General features: G+C 70.6%; 13 protein-coding genes. 4 read left to right on the top strand and 9 right to left on the bottom strand.

The window, feature by feature from the left end:
• The first annotated feature begins 34 nt into the window (after positions 1-34).
• The gene (locus ACZ7NC_RS18340) at positions 35-1,192 is read left to right on the top strand and encodes an XdhC family protein (RefSeq protein WP_471489434.1); all 1,158 of its coding nucleotides are present in this window, start codon (positions 35-37) and stop codon (positions 1,190-1,192) included.
• Positions 1,193-1,201: 9 nt separating this feature from the next.
• On the opposite strand, the gene ACZ7NC_RS18335 is transcribed toward ACZ7NC_RS18340, so the two are convergent.
• Genes ACZ7NC_RS18335 through ACZ7NC_RS18320 form a run of 4 tightly spaced genes read right to left on the bottom strand, consistent with a single transcriptional unit; the run spans position 1,202 to position 5,389 of the window.
• A complete protein-coding gene (locus ACZ7NC_RS18335) occupies positions 1,202-2,230 on the bottom strand; it encodes a hypothetical protein (protein ID WP_471489432.1) in 1,029 nt (342 codons plus the stop codon).
• 1 nt (position 2,231) lies between these two features.
• Entirely contained in the window at positions 2,232-3,203 is a 972-nt protein-coding gene (locus ACZ7NC_RS18330; RefSeq protein ID WP_471489430.1) for an AAA family ATPase, read from the bottom strand.
• Complete coding sequence (locus ACZ7NC_RS18325) at positions 3,200-4,489, bottom strand: toll/interleukin-1 receptor domain-containing protein (RefSeq protein WP_471489428.1); 1,290 nt, start codon at positions 4,487-4,489, stop codon at positions 3,200-3,202. The genes ACZ7NC_RS18330 and ACZ7NC_RS18325 overlap by 4 nt, the downstream gene beginning before the upstream one ends.
• A 12-nt stretch (positions 4,490-4,501) precedes the next feature.
• Positions 4,502-5,389 carry a DUF4231 domain-containing protein gene (locus ACZ7NC_RS18320; RefSeq protein WP_471489426.1) on the bottom strand — a complete coding sequence of 296 codons (888 nt, stop codon included), beginning with the start codon at positions 5,387-5,389 and terminating at the stop codon, positions 4,502-4,504.
• A 2-nt stretch (positions 5,390-5,391) separates the two neighbouring features.
• Here ACZ7NC_RS18320 and ACZ7NC_RS18315 point away from each other — a divergent pair, with 2 nt between their 5' ends.
• Complete coding sequence (locus ACZ7NC_RS18315; RefSeq protein ID WP_471489424.1) at positions 5,392-10,263, top strand: DNA/RNA helicase domain-containing protein; 4,872 nt, start codon at positions 5,392-5,394, stop codon at positions 10,261-10,263.
• Positions 10,264-10,268: 5 nt separating this feature from the next.
• On the opposite strand, the gene ACZ7NC_RS18310 is transcribed toward ACZ7NC_RS18315, so the two are convergent.
• Positions 10,269-10,712, bottom strand: coding sequence for an SRPBCC family protein (locus ACZ7NC_RS18310; protein WP_471489422.1), 444 nt, complete (start codon positions 10,710-10,712; stop codon positions 10,269-10,271).
• A 196-nt stretch (positions 10,713-10,908) separates the two neighbouring features.
• Here ACZ7NC_RS18310 and ACZ7NC_RS18305 point away from each other — a divergent pair, with 196 nt between their 5' ends.
• Positions 10,909-11,919 carry a DUF2278 family protein gene (locus ACZ7NC_RS18305; protein ID WP_471489420.1) on the top strand — a complete coding sequence of 337 codons (1,011 nt, stop codon included), beginning with the start codon at positions 10,909-10,911 and terminating at the stop codon, positions 11,917-11,919.
• Between the two features lie 29 nt (positions 11,920-11,948).
• Here the strand turns inward: ACZ7NC_RS18305 and ACZ7NC_RS18300 are convergent, their stop codons facing one another.
• Positions 11,949-13,376 carry a family 43 glycosylhydrolase gene (locus tag ACZ7NC_RS18300; RefSeq protein ID WP_471489716.1) on the bottom strand — a complete coding sequence of 476 codons (1,428 nt, stop codon included), beginning with the start codon at positions 13,374-13,376 and terminating at the stop codon, positions 11,949-11,951.
• A gap of 247 nt (positions 13,377-13,623) precedes the next feature.
• On the opposite strand from ACZ7NC_RS18300, the gene ACZ7NC_RS18295 reads away from it, so the two are divergent.
• The gene (locus ACZ7NC_RS18295; RefSeq protein WP_471489418.1) at positions 13,624-15,615 is read left to right on the top strand and encodes a flavin monoamine oxidase family protein; all 1,992 of its coding nucleotides are present in this window, start codon (positions 13,624-13,626) and stop codon (positions 15,613-15,615) included.
• Positions 15,616-15,711: 96 nt separating this feature from the next.
• Here ACZ7NC_RS18295 and ACZ7NC_RS18290 read toward each other — a convergent pair whose 3' ends face one another.
• From ACZ7NC_RS18290 to ACZ7NC_RS18280, 3 genes are all read right to left on the bottom strand, one after another.
• Entirely contained in the window at positions 15,712-18,405 is a 2,694-nt protein-coding gene (locus tag ACZ7NC_RS18290) for a SpoIIE family protein phosphatase (protein WP_471489416.1), read from the bottom strand.
• A gap of 88 nt (positions 18,406-18,493) precedes the next feature.
• Complete coding sequence (locus ACZ7NC_RS18285; protein WP_471489414.1) at positions 18,494-19,642, bottom strand: PP2C family protein-serine/threonine phosphatase; 1,149 nt, start codon at positions 19,640-19,642, stop codon at positions 18,494-18,496.
• 102 nt (positions 19,643-19,744) lie between these two features.
• The gene (locus ACZ7NC_RS18280) at positions 19,745-20,524 is read right to left on the bottom strand and encodes an IclR family transcriptional regulator (protein WP_471489412.1); all 780 of its coding nucleotides are present in this window, start codon (positions 20,522-20,524) and stop codon (positions 19,745-19,747) included.
• Between the last annotated feature and the right edge of the window lie 336 nt (positions 20,525-20,860).

Raw genomic sequence — 20,860 nt, 5'->3', positions numbered from 1 at the left:
CCCTCCGCACAACCGCTGTTAAGGAGACCGACAGATGCTGGACATCGCCGAAGAGCTGCACCGGTGGGTCGAGCAGGGCCGTGACTTCGCCGTGGCCACCGTGGTGGCGGTCGGCGGCAGCGCACCCCGCCAGCCCGGCGCCGCGCTCGCGGTGGACGCCGACGGCACGGCGATCGGGTCGGTCTCCGGCGGCTGTGTGGAGGGCGCGGTGTACGAGCTGTGCCAACAGGCGCTCCAGGACGGCGAGACGGTCCTCGAACGCTTCGGGTACAGCGACGAGGACGCCTTCGCCGTCGGCCTGACGTGCGGGGGTGTCATCGACATCCTGGTCACCCCGGTACGTTCCACCGACCCGGCATGCCCCGTGCTCGCGTCCGCGCTGCGGGCGGCCGCGAGCGGGGAGGCGGCGGCGGTGGCACGGATCGTGTCGGGGCCGCCGGAGCTGATGGGGCGGACGCTGCTGGTCCGCCCCGACGGCACGTACGACGGTGGCTTCGGCGCCCACCCCGAACTGGACCGCACGGTCGCCGCGGAGGCGGGCGCGTTCCTGGACGCGGGCCGTACGGGCACGCTGGAGATAGGCGAGCAGGGCTCGCGCTGCGGAGCCCCGCTCACCGTCCTGGTCGAGTCCTCCGTCCCCGCCCCCCGGATGATCGTCTTCGGCGCGATCGACTTCGCGTCGGCGCTGGTACGGATCGGCAAGTTCCTGAACTACCACGTGACCGTGTGCGACGCCCGCCCGGTCTTCGCGACGAAGGCCCGCTTCCCGGACGCCGACGAGATCGTCGTCGAGTGGCCGCACAAGTACCTGGAGCGCACGGACGTGGACGGCAGGACCGTCCTGTGCGTGCTCACCCACGACGCGAAGTTCGACGTACCGCTGTTGCGGACGGCGCTTCGGCTGCCGGTGGCCTACGTAGGGGCGATGGGCTCGCGCCGCACACACCTGGACCGCAATGAGAGACTGCGCGAAGTCGGCGTCACCGAGCTGGAGTTGGCGCGGCTGCGCTCCCCGATCGGCCTTGACCTGGGCGCCCGTACGCCCGAGGAGACGGCCCTGTCGATCGCGTCGGAGATCGTCGCCAACCGGCGGGGCGGCAGCGGGGTCTCACTGACCGGCGCGCACACGCCGATCCATCACGACACGACGTCCACGTCCACGCCGACGGGACGAATCGGGTCGGTGGCCTGATCCTGCCGGTCAGTTCGTCTTGGCACCGGTGCTGTGAAGGTCACCGGTGCTGTGCCGGACAGCGGGAGCGTGGTGCGTCCGGACCCAGCCGACCGTGGTTCTGCGGTCCCAGGGCACCATGCGGACGAGGTCGGCGGCCCAGTCGGGCCAGCGCCGTTGAGGATAGGGGACGAACACGACGGCCGCGCACCTCGCCCGGGCGAGCAGTGCGAAGAAGCGCTCCCACGCCACGCGGCCGCCTCGCCGTGCGTGGGGAGGCCCACCGAGGCCGAGGTCGGTGAGGATCAGTACCCGGGTCCCGGTGGGCGGCGGTTCGTACGCGCACCATGTCCACCGTGCCTCGAGACCGGTCCCGTCGAGCGGGGAGTCCTCGAAGTAGAGCACCTCTGTAGCGTCGTGCCCGACGGTGTTCCTGACGAGGGTCGCGAGGTCGTCCTGGTCCCGGTGGAAGGGCTGCATGCCGATGCCGCGGTCCACCAGCACCTGTGCTCCGAAGCGCAGAGTGGCTGCGGGCAGCCGGGGCAGCGTGGGCAACGGCAAGCCCTTGGCCAGCCGGGCCACGGCCTGCTCGATGTCCACGTCCCGGTCGGCCTCCTGGCGCGACACCGCGGCCTGGACGATCGCGGACGCGGACCGGGGCGCCAGGAGGGGGCGGCGGGGCGCCGGGCGTGCGGCACGTGAGGCGGGCGGCAGCGAGGGGGTGGCCCACACGGTCGGTGTACGGGGCTCGCGGTAGACCGGCGTGAGAAGCCGTGGGCCCTCACCGGACGGGGGCACAGGTACGGTCGGGGCCGTGCGAGGGGGGAGCGCGAGGTCGGACGTGCCCATCTCGCCGGACGCCGAGGTGGGGGGTGGCAGCCAGAGCGGCTGATCGTCGGCCTGGTGTCCCGGCGGGGCGGTTCGGATTCTCTCCCCGGCGGGCGTGATGCCGAGCAGGTCGGCGACGGCACGTAGGGCCTGAGGGTCCGAGGCCCCGACGGCTGTGACCGCCCGGGCGAGATCGCCGAGCCAGATGCCGGGGGAACGCATCGACGGCATGTCAGGCCTCCGGTTGCTGCGACTTCAGGAGGGTGAGCTCCTTGAGCTGCGGCCAGAGCCGGTCCCTGGTGTCGATGCCCAGTTGCTTGCAGGCGTGCAGCGCGTCCAGGTACTCGGCGGTGTTGGGCGGGCGCAGACCCTTCTCCCGGGCCTGGGCGCGGGTGTCCAGCAGAGCGGCGGCGAGCTCTGCGGCGAGCGTTTCGTCCCCGGGTGTGAACGCCCCGTAGGACACGTGGAAGTGGGCCGCGGCGATTGCCACCAGACGCGGTTCGTCCGGTGCCTCGAGCGAGAGAACCACACAGCGGCGCAGGAACGCCTGGGGAAGTTCCCGCTCCTCGTTGGTGGTGATGATGACGAGCAGACCGTCTCCGTCACCGGCGCCGGTCCGGCGCTGGTGGATCATCTGCCCGGTCTCCTGCACCAGGAACCACCGTGAACCCAGCGGAACCAGAAGGCTGTTCGGCATGTCCGGGTCCGCCTTGTCGATCTCGTCGATCAGCACGACCGAACTGTCGGGCGAACGGCGCTCGTTGAGTGCCTGCCAGGGATCGATGCGCCGGAGCCGAGCGTAGTTCCCGTCGCCAGCAGCCGACTGAGGATCGAACGCCCACCACAGCGGGCCCGGAGTCACGTAGTCCTCGTCGTGGAGCTCAGCGTCTGTTCCCGCTCCGGCACCGCGCACCTGCGCGTCACTGAGCCGGCGCACATGGTCGTACGTCCACAGCAGGTCCTTGCCTGCCGTGCGCGAGGTGACCACGTGCTCGTAGTAGCGCCAGCCCCGTTGACGGGCGATGTACGGTGCCAGCGACGACTTGCCCGAGCCGGGCTCCCCGCGCAGAAGCAGCGGCCGACCTGTGGCCAGGGCGACCTTCACCGCGAGCTCGATGCGCTCGGACATGATGTAGACGGAGTCGCTCCGGAGATCGGGAGCGTCAAGGCTGCGCGGTTCGCGGACCGGTTCTTCCCCGCTCATGCACTTACCTCCAGGCCGTTCAGGCGATCGGGCAGGCCACGGAGCTCGTGGGTGAGCCGGTAGCCGAATGCTTCCTCGTCCTCGGTGAGGTCGGGCAGGATCACGAGATCCTTCAGCAGCGGGGCGAGCCGGGCCCGGCTCGGATCGCACTCGTCGCACAAGAGCACGATCAGCAGCCAGGGGAACAGTTCATGCAGCCGGGCGACGAGCTGCTCGACCAACTGCGGGCGTACCTCGCGCACGTTGAGGATCAGGCAGTGCAGGAAGTCGGGTTCCGGGCGGAACTTGCGGTGGTCCTGCCAGGGCGGAGCGTGCAGGACCTGGCGTACCGCCTCCACGCACTCGTCGGCAAGCTCTTCGAGAGCGTCCTCGCCCACCGGGATACCGCCTGCGGTACGGAACCGGTAGTACATGATCTGCCGGCACATGGCGCGGTCCACATACTGCCCGGCCGTGTCAGCTCCCCGCGCGTTCAGCGCCACGAGACGCTTGGCGGACAGCCCGTCGGGAGGCAGCAGCCGTCGGGCCGCGTCGCCGTCGATCCAGGTGGGCGTGAGCAGAGTGATGAGAGAGGCGAGGTCGTCGCTGCTCAGCCGCCGCCTGCGCGCGATCTCGTGCACTGCCGTTCTGAGCCCCGTTGCGGGGGCCGTGGCCAGCATGTGGTGGGCGAGGAACTCCCCGGCGCCGACGTGCGCGTCCAACAGGTGGAGGTCATGGTCGTCGATGCCCAGCGCCCGGCCCGCGGCCCGTAACGCCCCTGGGGCGTCTGACATGTCCAGCAGCGTCGCGACGTCCTCGATCCAGTGGCGCATGTGATCGGCTTCGGCTCTCACCGCTGGCAGATCGGCGAACTCGGCGAGTACGGCCGCGGTGAGCTTCCGGGCGTACTCCTCCTCGTCCTCGCCGTCCTCGTGCGGCAGGCGAACACACTCCAGCGCAAGAAGGTCGCCGAAGCCGGCCTCCTTGAGCCGACTGGTCGTCACATCTCCTACCAGCACGGGGAAGACGCGCAGCGACGGCCACAGGGCCCGTCTCCACATCAGGATGTTGACCTCACGGCGCACCCAGTGGGAGCTGAGGGCCGCTTCGTTCAGCAGGACGACGGCGGCACCGCAGTCGGCCATCCACCGCATCAGTTGGAGACACCATTCGCGGCCCCGTTTCAGGGCCTTGGTGTCCACCTTGACCCCGTAGTTCATGGCGGCGAGCCCGCCGACGATGCATGTGCGCACCGTCCGGGCCAGCGGATCGCCCTTCGAGCTGTGACTGATGAACACGTCGATCATGCCGGGTGCGCCTTACGCCGTCGTCCATTTGACCATCCAGGCGTCGTTCTGCACCGAGATGATGTCCTCGCATGCGGCGACGAACGCGTCCTCCTCGGCCTCCGTGAGCGCCGACGGGCCCGTACGAGTCATCAGCAGCGCCCTCAACTCGTGGGCAGTACGGGTGTATTCGAGTTCCTGGTACCCGTATTTCGAGGCCGCCCCATGAGCGGTCACGGCGGTGGCGATCGTCGCGCAGACCGCGACCCACACGCCGGCCCGGTCGATCTCGAAGGCGCCTGCTGTCGCGCCGAGGGCGGCGCCGCACAGGCTGAAGAACACCTCGAGACGGCGGATCATGGTGACCCGGCCGCGCATGCGCAGGGCCCGGGGGAGGTAGTACTCGCGTATCTGCTGCTCGGGGCGCCGGTCGACGTAGCCTGCGACGTCTTTCACGTCGGGAAGCGGGCGGTCGGCGGCCGTTGTTCCGGGGGTGTGGTGGACCAGGTCGGCAGCGTCGCGTTCGAGTTCGACAAGGCGGTTTTGGATCACTGCGTCACGGTCCGGGCCACGATACGGGGCGACACCGGCGAGGTAGCAGTAGGTCTCCGACTTCAGCGATTCCGAAATGGCCCGCAGACGGATCCAGTCCGCGGCGGGCCCCGGACCGGAACGCGTAGCCACCAGGGGAGTCAGGGCACCGGCCAACGCGGCGACGAACGCGAGCGTGCGGCCCAGCGGGGCCCAAGCGTCCATCGTCTGGGCGGCGGCGGTACCGGAGACAGCCGCGAGGATGCCGAGGGCCAGAGCTTGGAGCCGGGCGCGCTCGACGGACTTCTTCTGCCGTGTCGCGGCCTGCGACCAGACATGCTGCCGCTGCCAGACCACCGATATGGGCGTGTTCCCCCCGAGAGCCTCCACGGATGGATTCTGACGGATCGGCATGGTTGCAGGCAAAGGACTCGGACATACTCGGGTGCGTGGAGCGGAGTCCGGGGGAACTGGTGGCGGCGGAGGACGTCCTGCCGTATCTGCAGGCCGCTTTCAGGGACGCTGCCACGGTTGACGAAGGCCTAGCGCGCGATTGTGCCTCCCGCATGGTGCTGCGTGCCGGGTCGCATGGCCAACTGGAAGGTCCCGCAAGCGAGTCGCATGCCCTCACCGACAAGCTGCGGGATGCTCTCGTGCTGCTCGCCCAGAAGCAGGACGAGGTCCGGGACTGGGATGCGAGTCCTGACGAACTGGCCTTTCAGATCTTGGCCGAGGTGCGGGCCGGCTCGCTGAGCTCGTCGACGGAACAGGATTGTCGAAGGCTTTTCGGGTCGCTGTGCTCGCGAGCGTTGGATTTCACCGGACGGCGCGACTCGGCATTCGAGGCGCGGTACAAAGCCTATGTCGTCGCCAGACATGGGAAGTTGGCCGTCTACGGTCTCAATGCGGACTATACGCCGGATCTGCTGCCGCTCGAGGTCGCACATGTGGCTTCAATCGACAGAGTGTTCGATGGTGGGCCTCGGGTCGTCCTGCGCGGTGAGGCGGGCTCGGGCAAGACGACCTCACTCCAGTGGCTTGCGGTTCGAACTGCGCAGTTGGACCTGGAGATGGGAGTCACTCGGCTCTCCGTGGTGCCGTTCTTCTTCCCTCTGCGTTCGGTGATCCGGCGTGGGGCCATGCCGTTCCCGAGCCAGTTTCTCTCGGCGGTCCAATGCCCGCTCAATTTCGAGCAACCCGAAGACTGGGTCGCTCGCGTCCTCACCGAAGGACGGGGGCTTGTGCTGCTCGACGGGCTGGACGAGGTGAACGCCTCCGACAAGCGACTGGTACTCGCATGGCTCGCCGACATGTGCGACGCGTACCCCGGCAACCGATGGATCGTGAGCAGCCGCTCCCCAGCGATTCCAGAGGGTGGCCTCGAAGGCTTCGCCGACGTGGTCCTGCCGCCCCTGGCGGCGCACGACAGGGAGACCTTCGTGCGCGGGTGGTACCGTGCGAGGCTTGCGACAGGGGCCGACGAAGCGGAGAACCGGGCGTACGAGAAGTCGCTCCTCCAACTCCTGCGCACCCGGGCGGATTTCTCGGCCCTGGCGAGCAATCCCCTGATGTGCGCGATGCTGTGCGCCCTTTACGTGAACCGTCGAGGCTTACTGCCCGGGGATCGGACGGCTCTTTACTCGGCTTTCCTTGAGATGTTGGTCCGGCACGACGCGGAGCGAGGTATCGAGTCGCCGGTGAGCGGCCTGGCCGAGGGGGACCAGTACGCGTTGCTGGGGCGCTTGGCCTGCTGGATGCTTCGCAACGGCACGACCGAGATGTCGATCGAAGCCGCGGTCAGGCAGCTTGCCTTCGCGTTGCCGAGCATGCCGTCTCTGGCCGACCGCGTTCCGGAGGAGATCCTCTCTCACTTCCTCGAGCGCTCGGGTGTGCTGCAAAGTCCTGCCCCTGGGGCTGTCGCGTTCATCCACCGCGCGTTCCAGGACTTCCTCGCGGCGAGAACCCTGGTGGCCGACGACTACCTCCCCGAGCTGTTGCAGCACGCGGACGACGACAGGTGGCGGGACACCCTGCTGAGCGCCGTGGGGCTGGCCAGGCCACGGGAACGGGCGCAGATCATGGCGGAACTCGTCGAGCGCGGCGACGCCGAGCACGAACGCTCTGCCGCGCTGCGTCTCTACCTGCTCGCCACCTCCTGCCTGGCCGAGGCGCGCGAGGTGGAACCGTCCGTGCGCCAAGCGGTCATGGACCGCATCGCCGGCCACCTCCCGCCCCGCACCGCCGACGAGGCAGCGGCCTTCGCGGCCCTCGGCCCCGCCGTCCTCCCCCTCATTCCCGACCCCGCGGCTCTGAGCCGAGCCCAGAACCGCGCCTTCCTCGACGTGCTCGTCAGGATCCCCGGACCGCAGGCCGAGGCCGCCGCGCGCCGCCACGTCCTGCGGTCCCGCCCGCCCTTTCCGGCGGCGCTGCGCGGACTCCCCGAACCAGCGCCGGGTGCCCGCGAGTTGGCTGCCGCCCTGAGTGTCGCCACGCGTATCGAACCGGAATTGATCCGAGCCGTACGGCTCCAGGTGTTCCCACTCCTGGACGCGGGTGACGAGGCGGATCTCTGGTTCAGTGCCTGGGTAGCCGCGCGGACACCGTATGCGATGGCCCTGCGTCCCGAGCTGCTGCCCGTGCTGAGGGCAGAGCTCGTGGAACGGGTGGCGACCGCCGACCCCGGTGACCCCATCCTGCGCCTCGGAGAGGTCGTGGCGGAGGTACACAAGCACATCTCGCCCGCACTCTACGTGGAGGAACGGCTCAACTGGCTTGACGTGACAGGGCGGTTGGCTTTCCGCGATGGCGAGGAGATCGTCGGCAAGCTGCTGTCGCCCGCCCTGCGCGCCCTCGTCGAGGAGCGGCGCGAGGGCGTCGCCGACTGGCTGTCCGGAGCCTGGTCCCGGCTGCCCGAGGCCGCGCGGGAAAGTGTGCGGGCCTGGCAGCTGGTCACGGCCGCGGCGCAGCAAGTTCCCGACGCAGGCCTGGAGCAGGCGCTCCCCCCGCCCGACGTGACCGCTGCCGATGTCGCTCTCATCGTCGAGTCGATCGGGGACGCGGTGCTGACCGTGGCCCGGGGCCGGGGCACCCTGACCCTGAGCGCCGGCGCCGGAACCATGCAGGACACCGGCATCCTCGTACCGGACACGGATCCCCGGGTGGTCGAGGTGCTGGCCGACGAGGGCGGTACGGAACATGCCACGCGCACGGTGACGGTGCCCGTGGGCGAGGCCCGTACCGTGACCGTTGGGGACGGACCGGTACGGCTGCGCACACCCCGCGGGGACGTCTATGAGCTCGCGTCCGCTCTCGAGCCCGAGTCGTCCGCCTCCGAGAGTGCGTCTGAGCTGGACGCACTCGTAAATGAGGAGACCTGGGTCGGCCGGGTCTTCCGCGCCCCGGCCGGGACGCTGGCCGTTCCGGACGCGCTGGGATGGATCGAGCGAGAGGTGCGGGCCGCGCGGGCCTCGTCGCCGGAGGGCCCGTTGCGGCGCGGAGAGCTGGGTCAGTGGCGGCGCGGAGTGAGCGAGCTGGCGGAGCTGCTCGTCGAGGCGGGTCTCCGGGACGTCGAGGTGATCATCGGCCGATATGCGGGGCCGGGGGACGAGTCCACGGATGTCACGCTCGCGGGAGAGGATCCGGAGAGTGGTGAACCGTCGTACCTGGTCGTCGAGTTGAGGGGATGGCGGGGTCTGGCCTTCCATCAGGGGGATCCGCGACTGTGCAGGCCCGGCCGCAAGGCGGTCCGCCAGGAGGTCAATCCGGTCGAGCGCGCCCGGAGCCGCTGGGAGCAGCTCGTCGCCACGCACGCCGTCCTGAACCGGACCCACGAACGCCTGGAGGCATTGGTCTTCCTGCCTCAGGCGAGCGAAACGGAGGTCGACCGGATGGTGCCCCCGGTCGACGAGCCCCGCGTTTGGCTATTCACGGCCGACCAGCGGGCCGAGATGAGGGAGTATCTGAAGTCACGCCTGGGATCCGGGCCGGGGGCGCCGGCAGCGGACGCGTTGCTGTCCGGGCATCTGCTTCCGCGGCGGACCGTACTGCAGGCCGCCGCCGACTTGGACATACGGCCCCCCTTCTACGCCCTCGGTGGACAGTCGGCCGTCCTGGCCCACGCGAGGTCGGCCCTGCGCCGTGGCGAACGGCTGGTCGTCGTGGTGAGCGGCGCAGCGGGCACGGGGAAGACCGCCGCCGCTCTGATGCTGCTCTCCGAAGCCCGGCGCACGCATCCCGACACGATGTACGTCTCCGGACTGCGCGACTTGACAGAGCGCCTGCGAGTGGCCTTGCGCGGAGGCCGGACGGAGAAGCCCGACTGGGTCCGCTTCCCCTTCCACGTGCCCTCCCCGGACACGCGAGGCTCCCGGGTACCCGCCAGGCTCCCGCTGCTGGTCTGCGATGACGCCCAGCTAACCCGTCCCAGGTCGGACGGCCGCTACATCCCCAAGGCCGAGAGGTCGGCTCAGCCGGAGATCGAGCGATTGCTGAACGCCGCGGACGTCACCGTCTTCCTCGTCGACGAGGGCATGACCTGGAGCCACGACCACGTCGGCTCCGCCGAGCGGATTCTGCAGTCCGCGCGTGACAAGGGCCTGCCTACCGTGCACGTCGACCTGCGCAACCCCCTCCGCTTCGGCGGCAGTCTCACCTACCCGCGGTGGGTCTCCGCCCTTCTGGGCGACGACGGCGCGGACGCCGTCTCCTGGCAGCAGGACGGCCGTTACCACGTGTTGGCGGTTTCTGATCCGGAGGAGATGGAGACGTTCCTGCGGGGGCGACTGGCCGAGGGCGAGTCGGCGAGAATGACGGCCGGTCTGTGCTGGCCTTGGTCCGTGCCCGCCTCCGAGGAGGAGGGGCAGGTCAGGGGCGAGGTCGTCGTCGGCGATTGGCGTCGCCCCTGGCATGCGCCGACCCCACCGGGGCGCTGGGCCGGGGACGCCTCCGGATTCGAGCAGGTCGGCACCATCCATGGTGCCGCGGGCTTCGAGTTCGACTGGTGCGGTGTGGTGCTGGGGCCCGACTTCGTGCATCGCGAGGGACGCTGGACGACGGTGCGGCAGGAGAGCGACTCCACAACGCTCGCGAGTAAGTGGGTATCGGACGCGGAAGCCGACCGACTGATCAGGAACGCCTACCGCATCCTGCTCACCCGTGCGGCGAAAGGCGTCCTACTCTGCTCGGCCGACCCGGAGTCCCGACAGGCCCTGCGGCGGCTCCTGCCCGACTCGGCCTTCGGCCCGACCCGTCGCGTCGGCGGATAGCTCCGTCACGGCCGTCGCAGCAGACGGTTCAGTGCCCGCCCGAACACAAACCGAGCCGCACGCTCGACCACCCCGTCCAAGGCCCCCGGCACGAACCGCACCCGAATCTCCTCCCGCCACACCACCCGCGCCCGCCCACCCGGCCCGGGCCGCACCTCGATCTCGGCCCACCCCGTCATGACCCTGCCCCGCTTCTCCAACCGGCACAGGCCCGGCGTGTCGTCGTCCCCCGGCGGCTGCCACACCGTCACCTCCATCGGGTCGTCGAAGGAGAGCGGGCCGATTCCGGAGCGGGCGACGAAGAGCGTGCCCTCGTGGGTCGGCTCGGGGGTCGTGATGCGGACGCGGGTCAGGGGGACCACGTCGGCGTGGCGGGGCCACTCCGTCAGGCGGCGCCACGCCTCGGGGAGGGGGAGCGGGACGGTCCGTTCGAGGAGGAAGTTCGCCACGGAGGTGATCCTACGGGCCGGTCCTGTGGGATCCGCGCTGGTCAGAGCGCGGGCGTAGACGGGTCGTGCAGTCGGTCCAGCCCGTGTAGGCGCGCAGACGTACGTGAGGTGAACTCGCCTTCGGATGCCGCACCCACCCCGTACCCTTCCTCCCAAGAGCGGGCAATCCGCCCGCCTGCAGGGGGAGTTGGTCGTCATGCCGCTGAAGGCCTACGGCGTACTGATCGGACGAGCCGTCGACACCCGGCGCGAGGGTGGCGGCGACTCGCCGCACTACCAGATCCACATCACCGACGATCAGGGCACCGACTACCGTGCCGCCGTCAATGTCCTGTCCCAGCAGCAGCCCTCCGAGCTGCTCTACTTCGTCAGCGAGGACTTCCGGCACCCGATCACGGCCCGCCTGGAGGGACTCGCGAGCGGCTGGAACTCCCTGCCGCCCGGCCCCGGCGGCCCGAACCTCGACTTCGTGCGCGGCAACCTCTTCGACCCGGCCCTGATGCGGAAGCTGCCACCGGACCTCGCGGGCCCCGACAACGACCTCGCCGACCTCCTCGACCACTCCGTGCGCCGCGCGGTCGCGGACCAGGAGGCCCGTGTCCATCTGTTCGGCGAGCGCTGGGGGCCCGAGGCCAGGGTCAAGGACAAGATCTTCGGCTTTCTGCCCGGCAACGGCGTCCACGACATCCATATGAACCAGGGCAACAGCGGCCGCTTCCGCGGCGACGACGGCGTCTGGCAGGACGGCGGACTGCTCATCCACTTCCCGGCGCAGTCCCGCTGGGTCGGGATCTTCCTCGCCTTCCAGAGCCAGTCCTGGAAGACGGACGACGTCACCGGCCACCCCATCGAGGGCGTCGACGGTTCACGCCCGGTGCCGGGCACCCGGCCCGTCCGGATCATCGCGGCGCTCGTCAACCCGCGCGGCCCCGCCCCCGAGGCCGAGACCGTGACCCTCCTCAACGCCTCACCCGACCCCGTCGACCTGACCGGCTGGCAGCTCCAGGACCGGCTGGGCCGGCGCTCAGCCGTACCGGCGGGCCCGCTCGCGGCCGGCGCCAGTCTCACCGTCCGGCTCGGCGGCGGCGCCCAACTCGGCAACCACGGCGGCGAGATCAGCCTCCTCGACGCCGACAGGCTCAAGGTGGACGGCGTTTCGTACACCGCCGAGCAGGCCGGCCGGGAAGGCTGGTCCGTCGTCTTCTGATTCCCTCGTCTTCTGATTCCCTTGCCCTCTCACTGGGCGTAGAACGTGGCGTCCGCCCTGTCCGTGGCCGTGCTCAGTGCCTGCACCTGCAACAGGTAGTTGTAGTGCCGGACATAGCGCCCGGCGAAGCTGTACGACTCGTAGGACACCCCCGCCGGGTCCGACAGCCCGGCTCGCTTGTGGAGGCTGGCGTCGGACGCGAACGCCGCCGTGCCGTCGTTCTTCTCCACCCACACCTCGGAGTTCTTGTGCCGCAGGTAGTAGCCGGGGAAGTTGGTGGACTCCAGGGAGACCGTGCCGCTGCCTGCCAGGCCGGTGACCACGCGGAACTGCGAGTCCGCGAGCGGGGAGACGTTGGCCTCGATACGGGCCCGGTACTCCCAGTGCCGGATGAAGCGGTCGGCGAAGTTGTACGACGAGAAGCGCTGCGGCGTGACCCCGTCGGCGACCGGGATGCCGAAGTCGGGGGTGCCGTCGGCCTTCCAGTACAGCTTCTGGACGCGGGTGCGGCGGTTGGGGTCGTTGAGCGGGTCGCCGGTGATGTCCTTGTAGCCGCGGTCGTGGTAGACGAGGATGTCGGACTTGCCGTCCTCGGAGACGGTGAAGGAGTTGTGGCCCGGCCCGTACTGGCTGGTGCTCGCGTTGCTGGTGAAGACCGGCGACGAACTCTTGCTCCAGTTCGCCGAGTTGAGCAGGTCGGCGGTCGCGGACGCGGTCAGCATGCCCAGGCAGTAGTTGCTGTCGGTGGCGCTGGCGGAGTACGTCAGGAAGACCTTGCCGCCGTGCTGGATCACCGCCGGGCCCTCGTTGACCTTGTAGCCGACGGTCTCCCAGGAGTAGGTGGGCCGTGACAGCATCACCGGAGTGCCGGTGATGGTCCAGGGGTTGGCCATCCTCGCGAAGTAGATGTCCGTGTTGTTGTTCACGGACGGGTCGCGCTGGGCCCAGGCCAGATATCTGACCCCGTTCACGACGAAGGTCGTGGCGTCCAGGGAGAAGCTCTCCCACTGGGTCCTGATCTGCCCCTTCTCCGCCCAGGTGGCGGTCAGCGGATTGGCGCCGGTGCCTTCCAGGACGTACATCCGTATCGCCCAGATGTCGTTGGTGGCGCCGGCGGCGAAGTAGACGTACCACTTCCCGTCGATGAAGTGGATCTCCGGCGCCCAGATGTGCGCGCCCATCACTCCGCTTGAGTGCTTGGTCCAGATGGTGACCTCCTGGGCCGTCGACAGGCCCTGGATGGTGGTCGCCCGGCGCAGCACGATGCGGTCGTACTCGGGGACGGTCGCGGTGAAGTAGTAGTAGCCGTCGGTGTGCTTGAAGATGTGCGGGTCGGCCCGCTTCTCCGCGATCGGGTTGGTGTAGGTCACGGCGGGGGAGCCGGGGACGGCGGCCTGGGCGGGGGAGCAGGGGGCGACGAGGCAGGCGGCGAGCGCGACCAGCATCGCCAGAAACATTCGAGACATCCGAGGCATGCGAGACCGTCCCTGTCCGTAATTTCGAACGAAGTTCGTGATTCCGATCGTGATCGGGTCAGAAGATAAAAGTGGCCCGTCTCGCCGTCAACGGTTTCGTCATGCGCGCTCCACAAACCCGCGCGCGGACGCACACCCGGCACCGCCGCGTGATGGTGCGCTTGCCCGTTCAGGTGATGAACCGACGGAATGGCCTCCGGTCACCCAACTGCCTCCGTATCCAAGGCACATGGACAATCACCGTGCCCCTGCCGGCCCGACTTCCCTGTCCCGGCGGCACTTCACGACGGCATCCGCCACGACGGCCGCCCTGGCCGCCTTGACCCCCACATCGGCGGCTGCCGCACCCGCCGCCCTCCGGCGACCGAAGTCCACCGCCGACTGGGACACCTGCCTGGCCGTCGCGCGTGCCCTGCTGCTGGTCGACGACCACGACCGGCCGCTCGCACCGGCGTACCGGAAGATCCTCGACTCCGGGCTGCCGCGCGCGACGACGAAGACGGCCAGGAAGATCCTCGTCGTCGGCGCCGGGCCCGCCGGACTGGTGGCCGCCTGGCTGCTGAAGCGGGCCGGGCACCAGGTCACGCTCGTCGAGGCCAACGGCAACCGCGTCGGCGGCCGCATCAAGACCTTCCGCACGGGCGGGCACGAGCACGCGGCACAGGCGTTCGCCGACCCGGCCCAGTACGCGGAGGCCGGTGCGATGCGCATCCCCGGCAGCCATCCGCTGGTGATGCAGCTGATCGACCAACTCGGCGTCGAGCGCCGCCGGTTCCACCTCGTCGACGTCGACGCGGACGGCAAGCCCGTCAACAACGCCTGGCTGCACGTCAACGGCATCCGCGTGCGCCGCTCCGAGTACGCCAGAGCACCCCGTCGGATCAACCGCTCCTTCGGCGTCCCGCGCGAGTACTGGGACACGCCGTCCTCGACCATTCTGCGCCGCGCACTGGACCCCGTACGCGACGAGTTCAGCACCGTCGGCGCCGACGGCAAGCGCGTCGACAAGCCGATGCCCGAGCGGGTCAAGGGCTGGGCGCGGGTCGTGCAGAAGTACGGCGACTGGTCGATGTACCGGTTCCTGACCGAGGAGGCGGGCTTCGACGAACGGACCGTCGACCTGATCGGCACGCTGGAGAACCTCACCTCGCGGCTGCCGCTCTCCTTCATCCACAGCTTCATCAGCCAGTCGCTGATCAGCCCCGACACCGCGTTCTGGGAGCTGGTCGGCGGCACGGCGACCCTCCCGGACGCGCTGCTGAAGGAAGTCGCCGACATCCTGCGCCTCGACCGGCGCGCGACCCACGTCGAGTACTGGGCCCCCGGCCGGCCCGGCGCCACCGACACCTCGCACGTCAGCGCCGACGGCCCGCACGTCTGGATCGACACCGTCTCCGAGGGACGCGACGGCAAGGTCGTGCGCGAGCAGTTCACCGCCGACCTCGCGATCGTCACGGTGCCGTTCTCGGGGCTCAGGCAGGTGCAGATCAGCCCGCTGATGTCGTACCGGAAGCGGCGCGCGGTCGCCGAGCTGCACTACGACAGCGCGACCAAGGTGCTGCTCGAATTCGGCCTGCGCTGGTGGGAGTTCAGCGAGGCCGACTGGAAGCGGGAGCTGGATGCCGTACGGCCCGGGCTCTACGACGACTACCGCAAGGGCAAGGCACCCGCCGACGGCAGCCTCCTCGGCGCCCACCCCTCCGTCCCGGCCGGCCACATCAGCGACGCGCAGCGCGTGCACTACGCCGCCAACCGCTGGGCCACCCGTGATCAGCCCGAGGCGGCGCACATCGTCGGCGGCGGCTCGGTCTCCGACAACTCCAACCGCTTCATGATCAACCCCTCCCACCCGGTCGAGGGCAGCAAGGGCGGCGTCGTCCTCGCCTCCTACAGCTGGGCGGACGACGCCTCCCGCTGGGACTCCCTCGACGAGGACGCCCGGTACCCGCACGCGCTGCGGGGCCTGCAACAGGTCTACGGCCAGCGCGTCGAGGTCTTCTACACCGGGGCCGGGCGCACCCAGAGCTGGCTGCGCGATCCGTACGCGTACGGCGAGGCGTCCGTGCTCCTTCCCGGCCAGCACACGGAACTGTTGGAAGCCATCCGCACCCCTGAGGGGCCGCTGTACTTCGCCGGGGACCACACGTCGGTGAAACCGTCGTGGATCGAGGGCGCCCTCGAGTCGGGCGTGCGTGCGGCGCTGGAGGCGCACGGCGACTGAGACGCCGCGCTGGGAGGATTCTGTGGGCCGGTCCCGCTGATGCCGGACACGGGAGGTGCCGCGCGCCGTCCCCTCCCGTGTCGCGCGTCGCACGCGTTACGGCGCCGTCGGCCCGTTCGACGTACCCAGCAGCGGCTGTTCCGTCCAGATCACCTTGCCGTGCGCCGTGTACCGCGTGCCCCACCGGTCGGCGAACTGGGCCACCAGGAACAGGCCTCGGCCGCCCTCGTCCGTCGTGGCCGCGCTGCGCAGGTGCGGGGCGGTGCTGCTGCCGTCGGAGACCTCGCAGATCAGGGCGCGGTCGCGGATCAGGCGGACGCCGATCGGGCCGGTGGCGTGCCGCAGGGCGTTGGTGACCAGCTCGCTGAGGATCAGCTCGGTCGTGAACGCCTCTTCCGCCAGCCCCCAGTCCGCCAGCGTCCGCGTTGCCGCCGCCCGCACCCGGGCCACGGCCGAGGGGTCGTCCGGGACGTCCCAGGACTGTGTGCGGTCGGCCGGGAGCAGCCGTGTCCGGGCGACGACGAGGGCGATGTCGTCGCGCGGACGCTCGGGCAGCAGTTCCTCAAGGACCGCCTTGCACGTCTCGTCCGGCGTCCGGCCCTCGGTGGGCGGTGCCGCGGCGAGCGCCCGGCGCAGCCGCTGGAGGCCGTCGTCGATGTCCATCCCCTGGTCCTCGACCAGCCCGTCCGTGTACAGCACCAGTCCGCTGCCCTCCGGCAGCCGCAGCTCGGTCGCCTCGAAGGGCAGGCTGCCGCCCAGGCCCAGCGGCGCCCCGCCGGGGACGGTCAGGAACTCGACGCTGCCGTCGGGGTGCACGACGGCCGGTTCGAGGTGGCCGGCGCGGGAGAGGGCGCACTGTCCGGAGGACGGGTCGTACACCGCGTACAGACAGGTCGCCCCCGTGATCGGCGCTGTCTCGCCGCCGCCCTCGTCCTGGTCGATACGGGCCACCAACTCGTCCAGGTGGCCGAGGAGTTCGTCGGGCGGCAGATCCAGGGTGGAGAAGTTGTGCACCGCCGTACGCAGCCGTCCCATCGTGGCCGCCGCGTGCAGTCCGTGCCCCACCACGTCCCCCACGACCAGCGCCACCCGCGCGCCCGGCAGCGGGATGACGTCGAACCAGTCACCGCCGACCCCGCCCTGTGCCGCGTGCGCGGGCAGATAGCGGTAGGCGACGTCGAGGGCGCTCTGCTCGGGCAGGGCCCGGGGCAGCAGGCTGCGCTGGAGCGTGACCGACAGAGTGTGCTCGCGGGTGTAGCGGCGGGCGTTGTCGATACTGACCGCGGCACGCGCCACCAGCTCCTCGGCGAGGGATATCTCCTCCTGCTCGAACGGCTCGGGCCGCTCGGCGCGCCAGAAGGTGGCCATGCCCATGATCACGCCACGGGCCCGCAGGGGGACCGTGAGCATCGCGTGGATCCCGAAGTCCACGAGTCTGCGGGCGTTGGCGGGATCCTGTTTCTGCCAGCCGGAGAAGGCGGGCATGTCCGCCTCCAGCACCGACTCGCCCGAGCCGAAGCCGAAGGCCTGCGGTGTGTTCGGGCCGAAGCTGATCAGCTTGCCGACCGGATAGAGCGGGCTGCCCTCGCGCACACCCTGGAAGGCGACACGGCGCATGTCGGTGCGGCCCTCCTTCGGCTCCTCGCCCCGCAGCACCGGATCCGCCAGGTCGACGGAGACGAAGTCGGCGAACCTCGGCACCGCGAAGTCGGCCAGCTCCTGCGAGGTGCGTGTGACGTCGAGGGTGGTGCCGATCTCCAGGCCCGCGTCGTACAGCAGCTTCAGCCGCTCGCGTGCCACGTCCGCCCGGCCGGTCATGGTCCGCAGCTCCGTGGTGTCCCGCAGCGTCGCCACACTGCCGGGCGGGCCGCCGTCCCGGTCGGTGGAACGCTGGCTGACCGCCAGCAGTCGGCCCTGCGCGAGGTGCACCTCGTCGGTGGCGTCCCGCCCCGAGGCGAACAGCCGGGCGAGGTCGCTGCCGATGCCCAGGGCGAGGCAGGGCCGCCCCTCCGCGTCGGCGGACAGCGCGAGCAGCCGGTGCGCCTCGTCGTTGGCCAGCGCCAGCCGGCGCCGGCCGTCCATGATCAGCACGCCTTCCCGTACGGAGTGCAGGACCGCGTCGTGATGCTCGTACATCCGGGTCATCTCGGCGGGCCCCAGCCCGTGCGTCTGCCGCAGCAGCCGCCGGCTGACCAGCGCGGTGCCGCCGGTGGCGAGGGCGAGCGCGGCGGCAGCGGCGCCGAGCACCCACGGAAGCTGGTGGTCCACCACCCCGCCCACGCTGTCCAGCGTCACCCCGGCGGCCACCAGGCCGACGACCTTGCCGCCCGCGTCGGTCACGGGGACCACGGCCCGCACGGACCGCCCCAGGGTTCCGGTGTACGTCTCCCGTACGATCCCGCCCGCCGCGGCCGGGGCGATGGTGCCGATGAAGTGCTTGCCGATCTGCTCGGGGTTGGGGTGCGTGTAGCGGATGCCGTCCGGCGCCATGACGACGATGAAGTCCACGTCGGTGGCCGCACGCGCCGCCTCGGCACGCGGCTGGAGTTCCGCGCTTGGATCGGGGTCCGCCAGGGCGTCGACGACACCCGGAGAGTTCGCGAAGGACTCGGCGACGGCGAGGGAGCGATTGCCGGCCTCCCGCCTGCTGTCGGCGCGCACCTGGAGCACCAGGGCCACCACCGCGGCGACGACGAGAAGCATGACGATCGCCGCCTGGAGCACGAAGACCTGCCGGGCGACGGTACGCGCGCTCAACAGGGAGCGCAGGCGGCCGAGGAATCCGGCCATGCTTCATTTCTAGCACGGGGTGCGCCACCGGGAGATCCGGGCGGGAGGCGGGGCGCACCCCTTCGGGGCGCTGAGGGGGACGGTGGGTCTACGAGGCGCACGATCCGACGCGGCCGGACTCGGGCGCCTCGCTGGTCGCGGGGGTTTCGGCGGTGGCCGGCATACGGAGCAGCAGCAGGGCCGCGTCGTCGTGGAGCCGCCCGCCCACATGGGCCTGCAGCTCGGCGTGCAGCGCGGTGACGGTGTCGACCGGCTCGTCGCAGGTGTGCCGGGCCAGACCCTCCGCCAGCGGGTAGAACTCGCGGTCGCGGTTGCGGGCCTCGGTGACGCCGTCGGTGTACAGCAGCAGCTGGTCCCCGTCGGTGAACGGGAGCACATGCAGCGCCGGGGTCTCGCCGGACAGGCTGCGCAGGCCGAGCGGCGGCGCGGGACGGTCCGGATCCACCGGCTCGACCACGGAGTCACGCACCAGCAGCGGTGCCGCGTGACCGCAGTTGACCACCTCCAGCTGGCCCTCCCGCGGATATCCGGCGACCACGGCGGTCACGAAGTCGTCGCTGCCCAGGTTGCGCGCCAGGCTCCGCTCGATGCGTGCGACGACGTCGAGCAGATCGGGCTCGTCATGGGCGGCCTCGCGGAACACGCCGAGCACCAGGGCCGCGGTCCCCACCGCCGGCAGCCCCTTGCCGCGCACATCGCCGACGATCAGCCGGACTCCGTACGGCGTGGACACCAGGGCGTAGAGATCACCGCCGATCCGGGCCTCGGCCGCGGCGGCGCTGTAGCGGACGGCCACCTGGAACGGCCCGACCGTCGACGGTACGGGCTGCAGCAGCGCGTGCTGGGCGGCCTCGGCGACCGAACGGACGGCGGCCAGCACGCGCTCGCGCCGCTCGCGCAGCGCGCTGGCCACGCCGCACGCCAGCGTGACGACCAGCAGCGCGGCCAGCGTGATCGCCAGCTCGCTGCCGGGGGCGCCGCCGCGGAGGCCGAGGGTCACGTCCAGGACGGCGGCCACCAGTCCCACGCACAGGACGCCGCGCGGCCCGCTGGTGGTGGCGGCCAGCGCGGGTCCCGTGGCGAGCAGCGGTACCCAGGTCGTCCCGGACCCGCCGACGAGATCGACGAGTACGAGACAGGAGACGAGCAGCATGGGCAGTACGGGCATGGCGGCGACCAGTCGCCTCGGCCAGTGGTCGGGTCCGTGATCGGGTCCGTGATCGGGGGCCTGACTCATTGCTTGTCCGTTGTCCTCACTGTGCGTGGGGGCACACTCCCGGGGAAATGTCTGCTTTATTCAGGAAATAGGTTCAACCCCGATGGGACAAGGACAGCGATTTCAGATAGTGAGCGACAGACCCCGGGTCACACGGTTCGCGGTGGGGAGCAGCCGAGCCCTGACCTCCTCCAGCCGGGCGCGGGTCTCCTCCAGCCGGGAGCGCCGGTCGGCCCGCAGCGAGACGCCGAGCGAGCCGAGGGTGGTTCCGCTGTAGACGGGCACGGCGACACAGACCGTGCCGAGGGCGTACTCCTCCATGTCCGTGACCGCCGGGGCCATCGGGGAGGAGTCGAGCCGTCGTAGCAGCTCCGGGGGGTTGGTGATGGTCCTGGGGGTGAGGTCGGCGAGCGGGTGCCGGGACAGATACTCCTTGCGCGCCTCGTCGTCCAGCTCGCGCAGCACGGACTTGCCCAGCGCCGTGGCATGCCCCGCGTCCTCGAACCCCACCCACAGGTCGACCCGGGGAGCGCGCGGACCGTCGACGATCTCGGCCACCCGGATCTCGCCCTCCTCGTAGAAGGTGAGGTACGCGGCGCTCGACAACTCGTCCCGCAGCGCGCTGAGGGTCGGCCGGATCCGGCTGAGCAGGGCCTGCGTCCGGCCCGCCGTGTGCAGAGTCTGCAGCCGCTCACCGAGGATGAATCCGCCGTCGTCGAGCTTGCGGACATAGCCGTCGTGGACCAGCGTGCGCAGCAGGTGGTACGCCGTGGCCAGGGGAAGGCCCGTCTCCCGTGCCAGTTGCTTCGCCGGCGCGCCGTTCTCGTGCGCGCTCACCACCTCCAGCAGGCGGAAGGCGCGCTGAACCGAGCCGATGAGCGTAGGGCCGTCGTTGGCACCCATAGGAACAGGGTGCGCCGGGCGCACGGTGTGGGCAAGGCCGTTCCGGTACGGCGGCGAGGGCCTGTCCGGCGGATCAGGTCGGCTCAGGGCAACGGCGCCTTCCAGCCGACCCGAGCGGGGTCTGGTGCGTGCAGCTGCAAGGCGGAGGACGGAGTCGACGCGGAGCGTCGGCGACCGACGACAACGCCGCAGATGTGCGTGCCAGGCCACGCGACGCCGGCATGATCCGCCGGACAGGCCTTAGTAGTGCTTCGTTAGGTTGCGGGTTGTCTGCGGCTGCTCCGAGGGCTGGGCAGGGGGCGTCCGCAGGTGGTGCAGGTGCCGGTCCAGCACCTC

The organism is Streptomyces sp. NPDC111802, assembly GCF_055634335.1.
This window is presented reverse-complemented; position numbering and strand designations above follow the sequence as displayed.

What these genes read in the sequence shown, in the direction of transcription:
- ACZ7NC_RS18280 (WP_471489412.1), bottom strand. Translation starts at nt 20,524, where the DNA reads ATGGGTGCCAACGACGGCCCTACGCTCATCGGCTCGGTTCAGCGCGCC.
- ACZ7NC_RS18300 (WP_471489716.1), bottom strand. Translation starts at nt 13,376, where the DNA reads ATGTTTCTGGCGATGCTGGTCGCGCTCGCCGCCTGCCTCGTCGCCCCC.
- ACZ7NC_RS18335 (WP_471489432.1), bottom strand. Translation starts at nt 2,230, where the DNA reads ATGCCGTCGATGCGTTCCCCCGGCATCTGGCTCGGCGATCTCGCCCGG.
- ACZ7NC_RS18315 (WP_471489424.1), top strand. Translation starts at nt 5,392, where the DNA reads ATGGATTCTGACGGATCGGCATGGTTGCAGGCAAAGGACTCGGACATA.
- ACZ7NC_RS18285 (WP_471489414.1), bottom strand. Translation starts at nt 19,642, where the DNA reads ATGAGTCAGGCCCCCGATCACGGACCCGATCACGGACCCGACCACTGG.
- ACZ7NC_RS18325 (WP_471489428.1), bottom strand. Translation starts at nt 4,489, where the DNA reads ATGATCGACGTGTTCATCAGTCACAGCTCGAAGGGCGATCCGCTGGCC.
- ACZ7NC_RS18340 (WP_471489434.1), top strand. Translation starts at nt 35, where the DNA reads ATGCTGGACATCGCCGAAGAGCTGCACCGGTGGGTCGAGCAGGGCCGT.
- ACZ7NC_RS18305 (WP_471489420.1), top strand. Translation starts at nt 10,909, where the DNA reads ATGCCGCTGAAGGCCTACGGCGTACTGATCGGACGAGCCGTCGACACC.
- ACZ7NC_RS18290 (WP_471489416.1), bottom strand. Translation starts at nt 18,405, where the DNA reads ATGGCCGGATTCCTCGGCCGCCTGCGCTCCCTGTTGAGCGCGCGTACC.
- ACZ7NC_RS18295 (WP_471489418.1), top strand. Translation starts at nt 13,624, where the DNA reads ATGGACAATCACCGTGCCCCTGCCGGCCCGACTTCCCTGTCCCGGCGG.
- ACZ7NC_RS18330 (WP_471489430.1), bottom strand. Translation starts at nt 3,203, where the DNA reads ATGAGCGGGGAAGAACCGGTCCGCGAACCGCGCAGCCTTGACGCTCCC.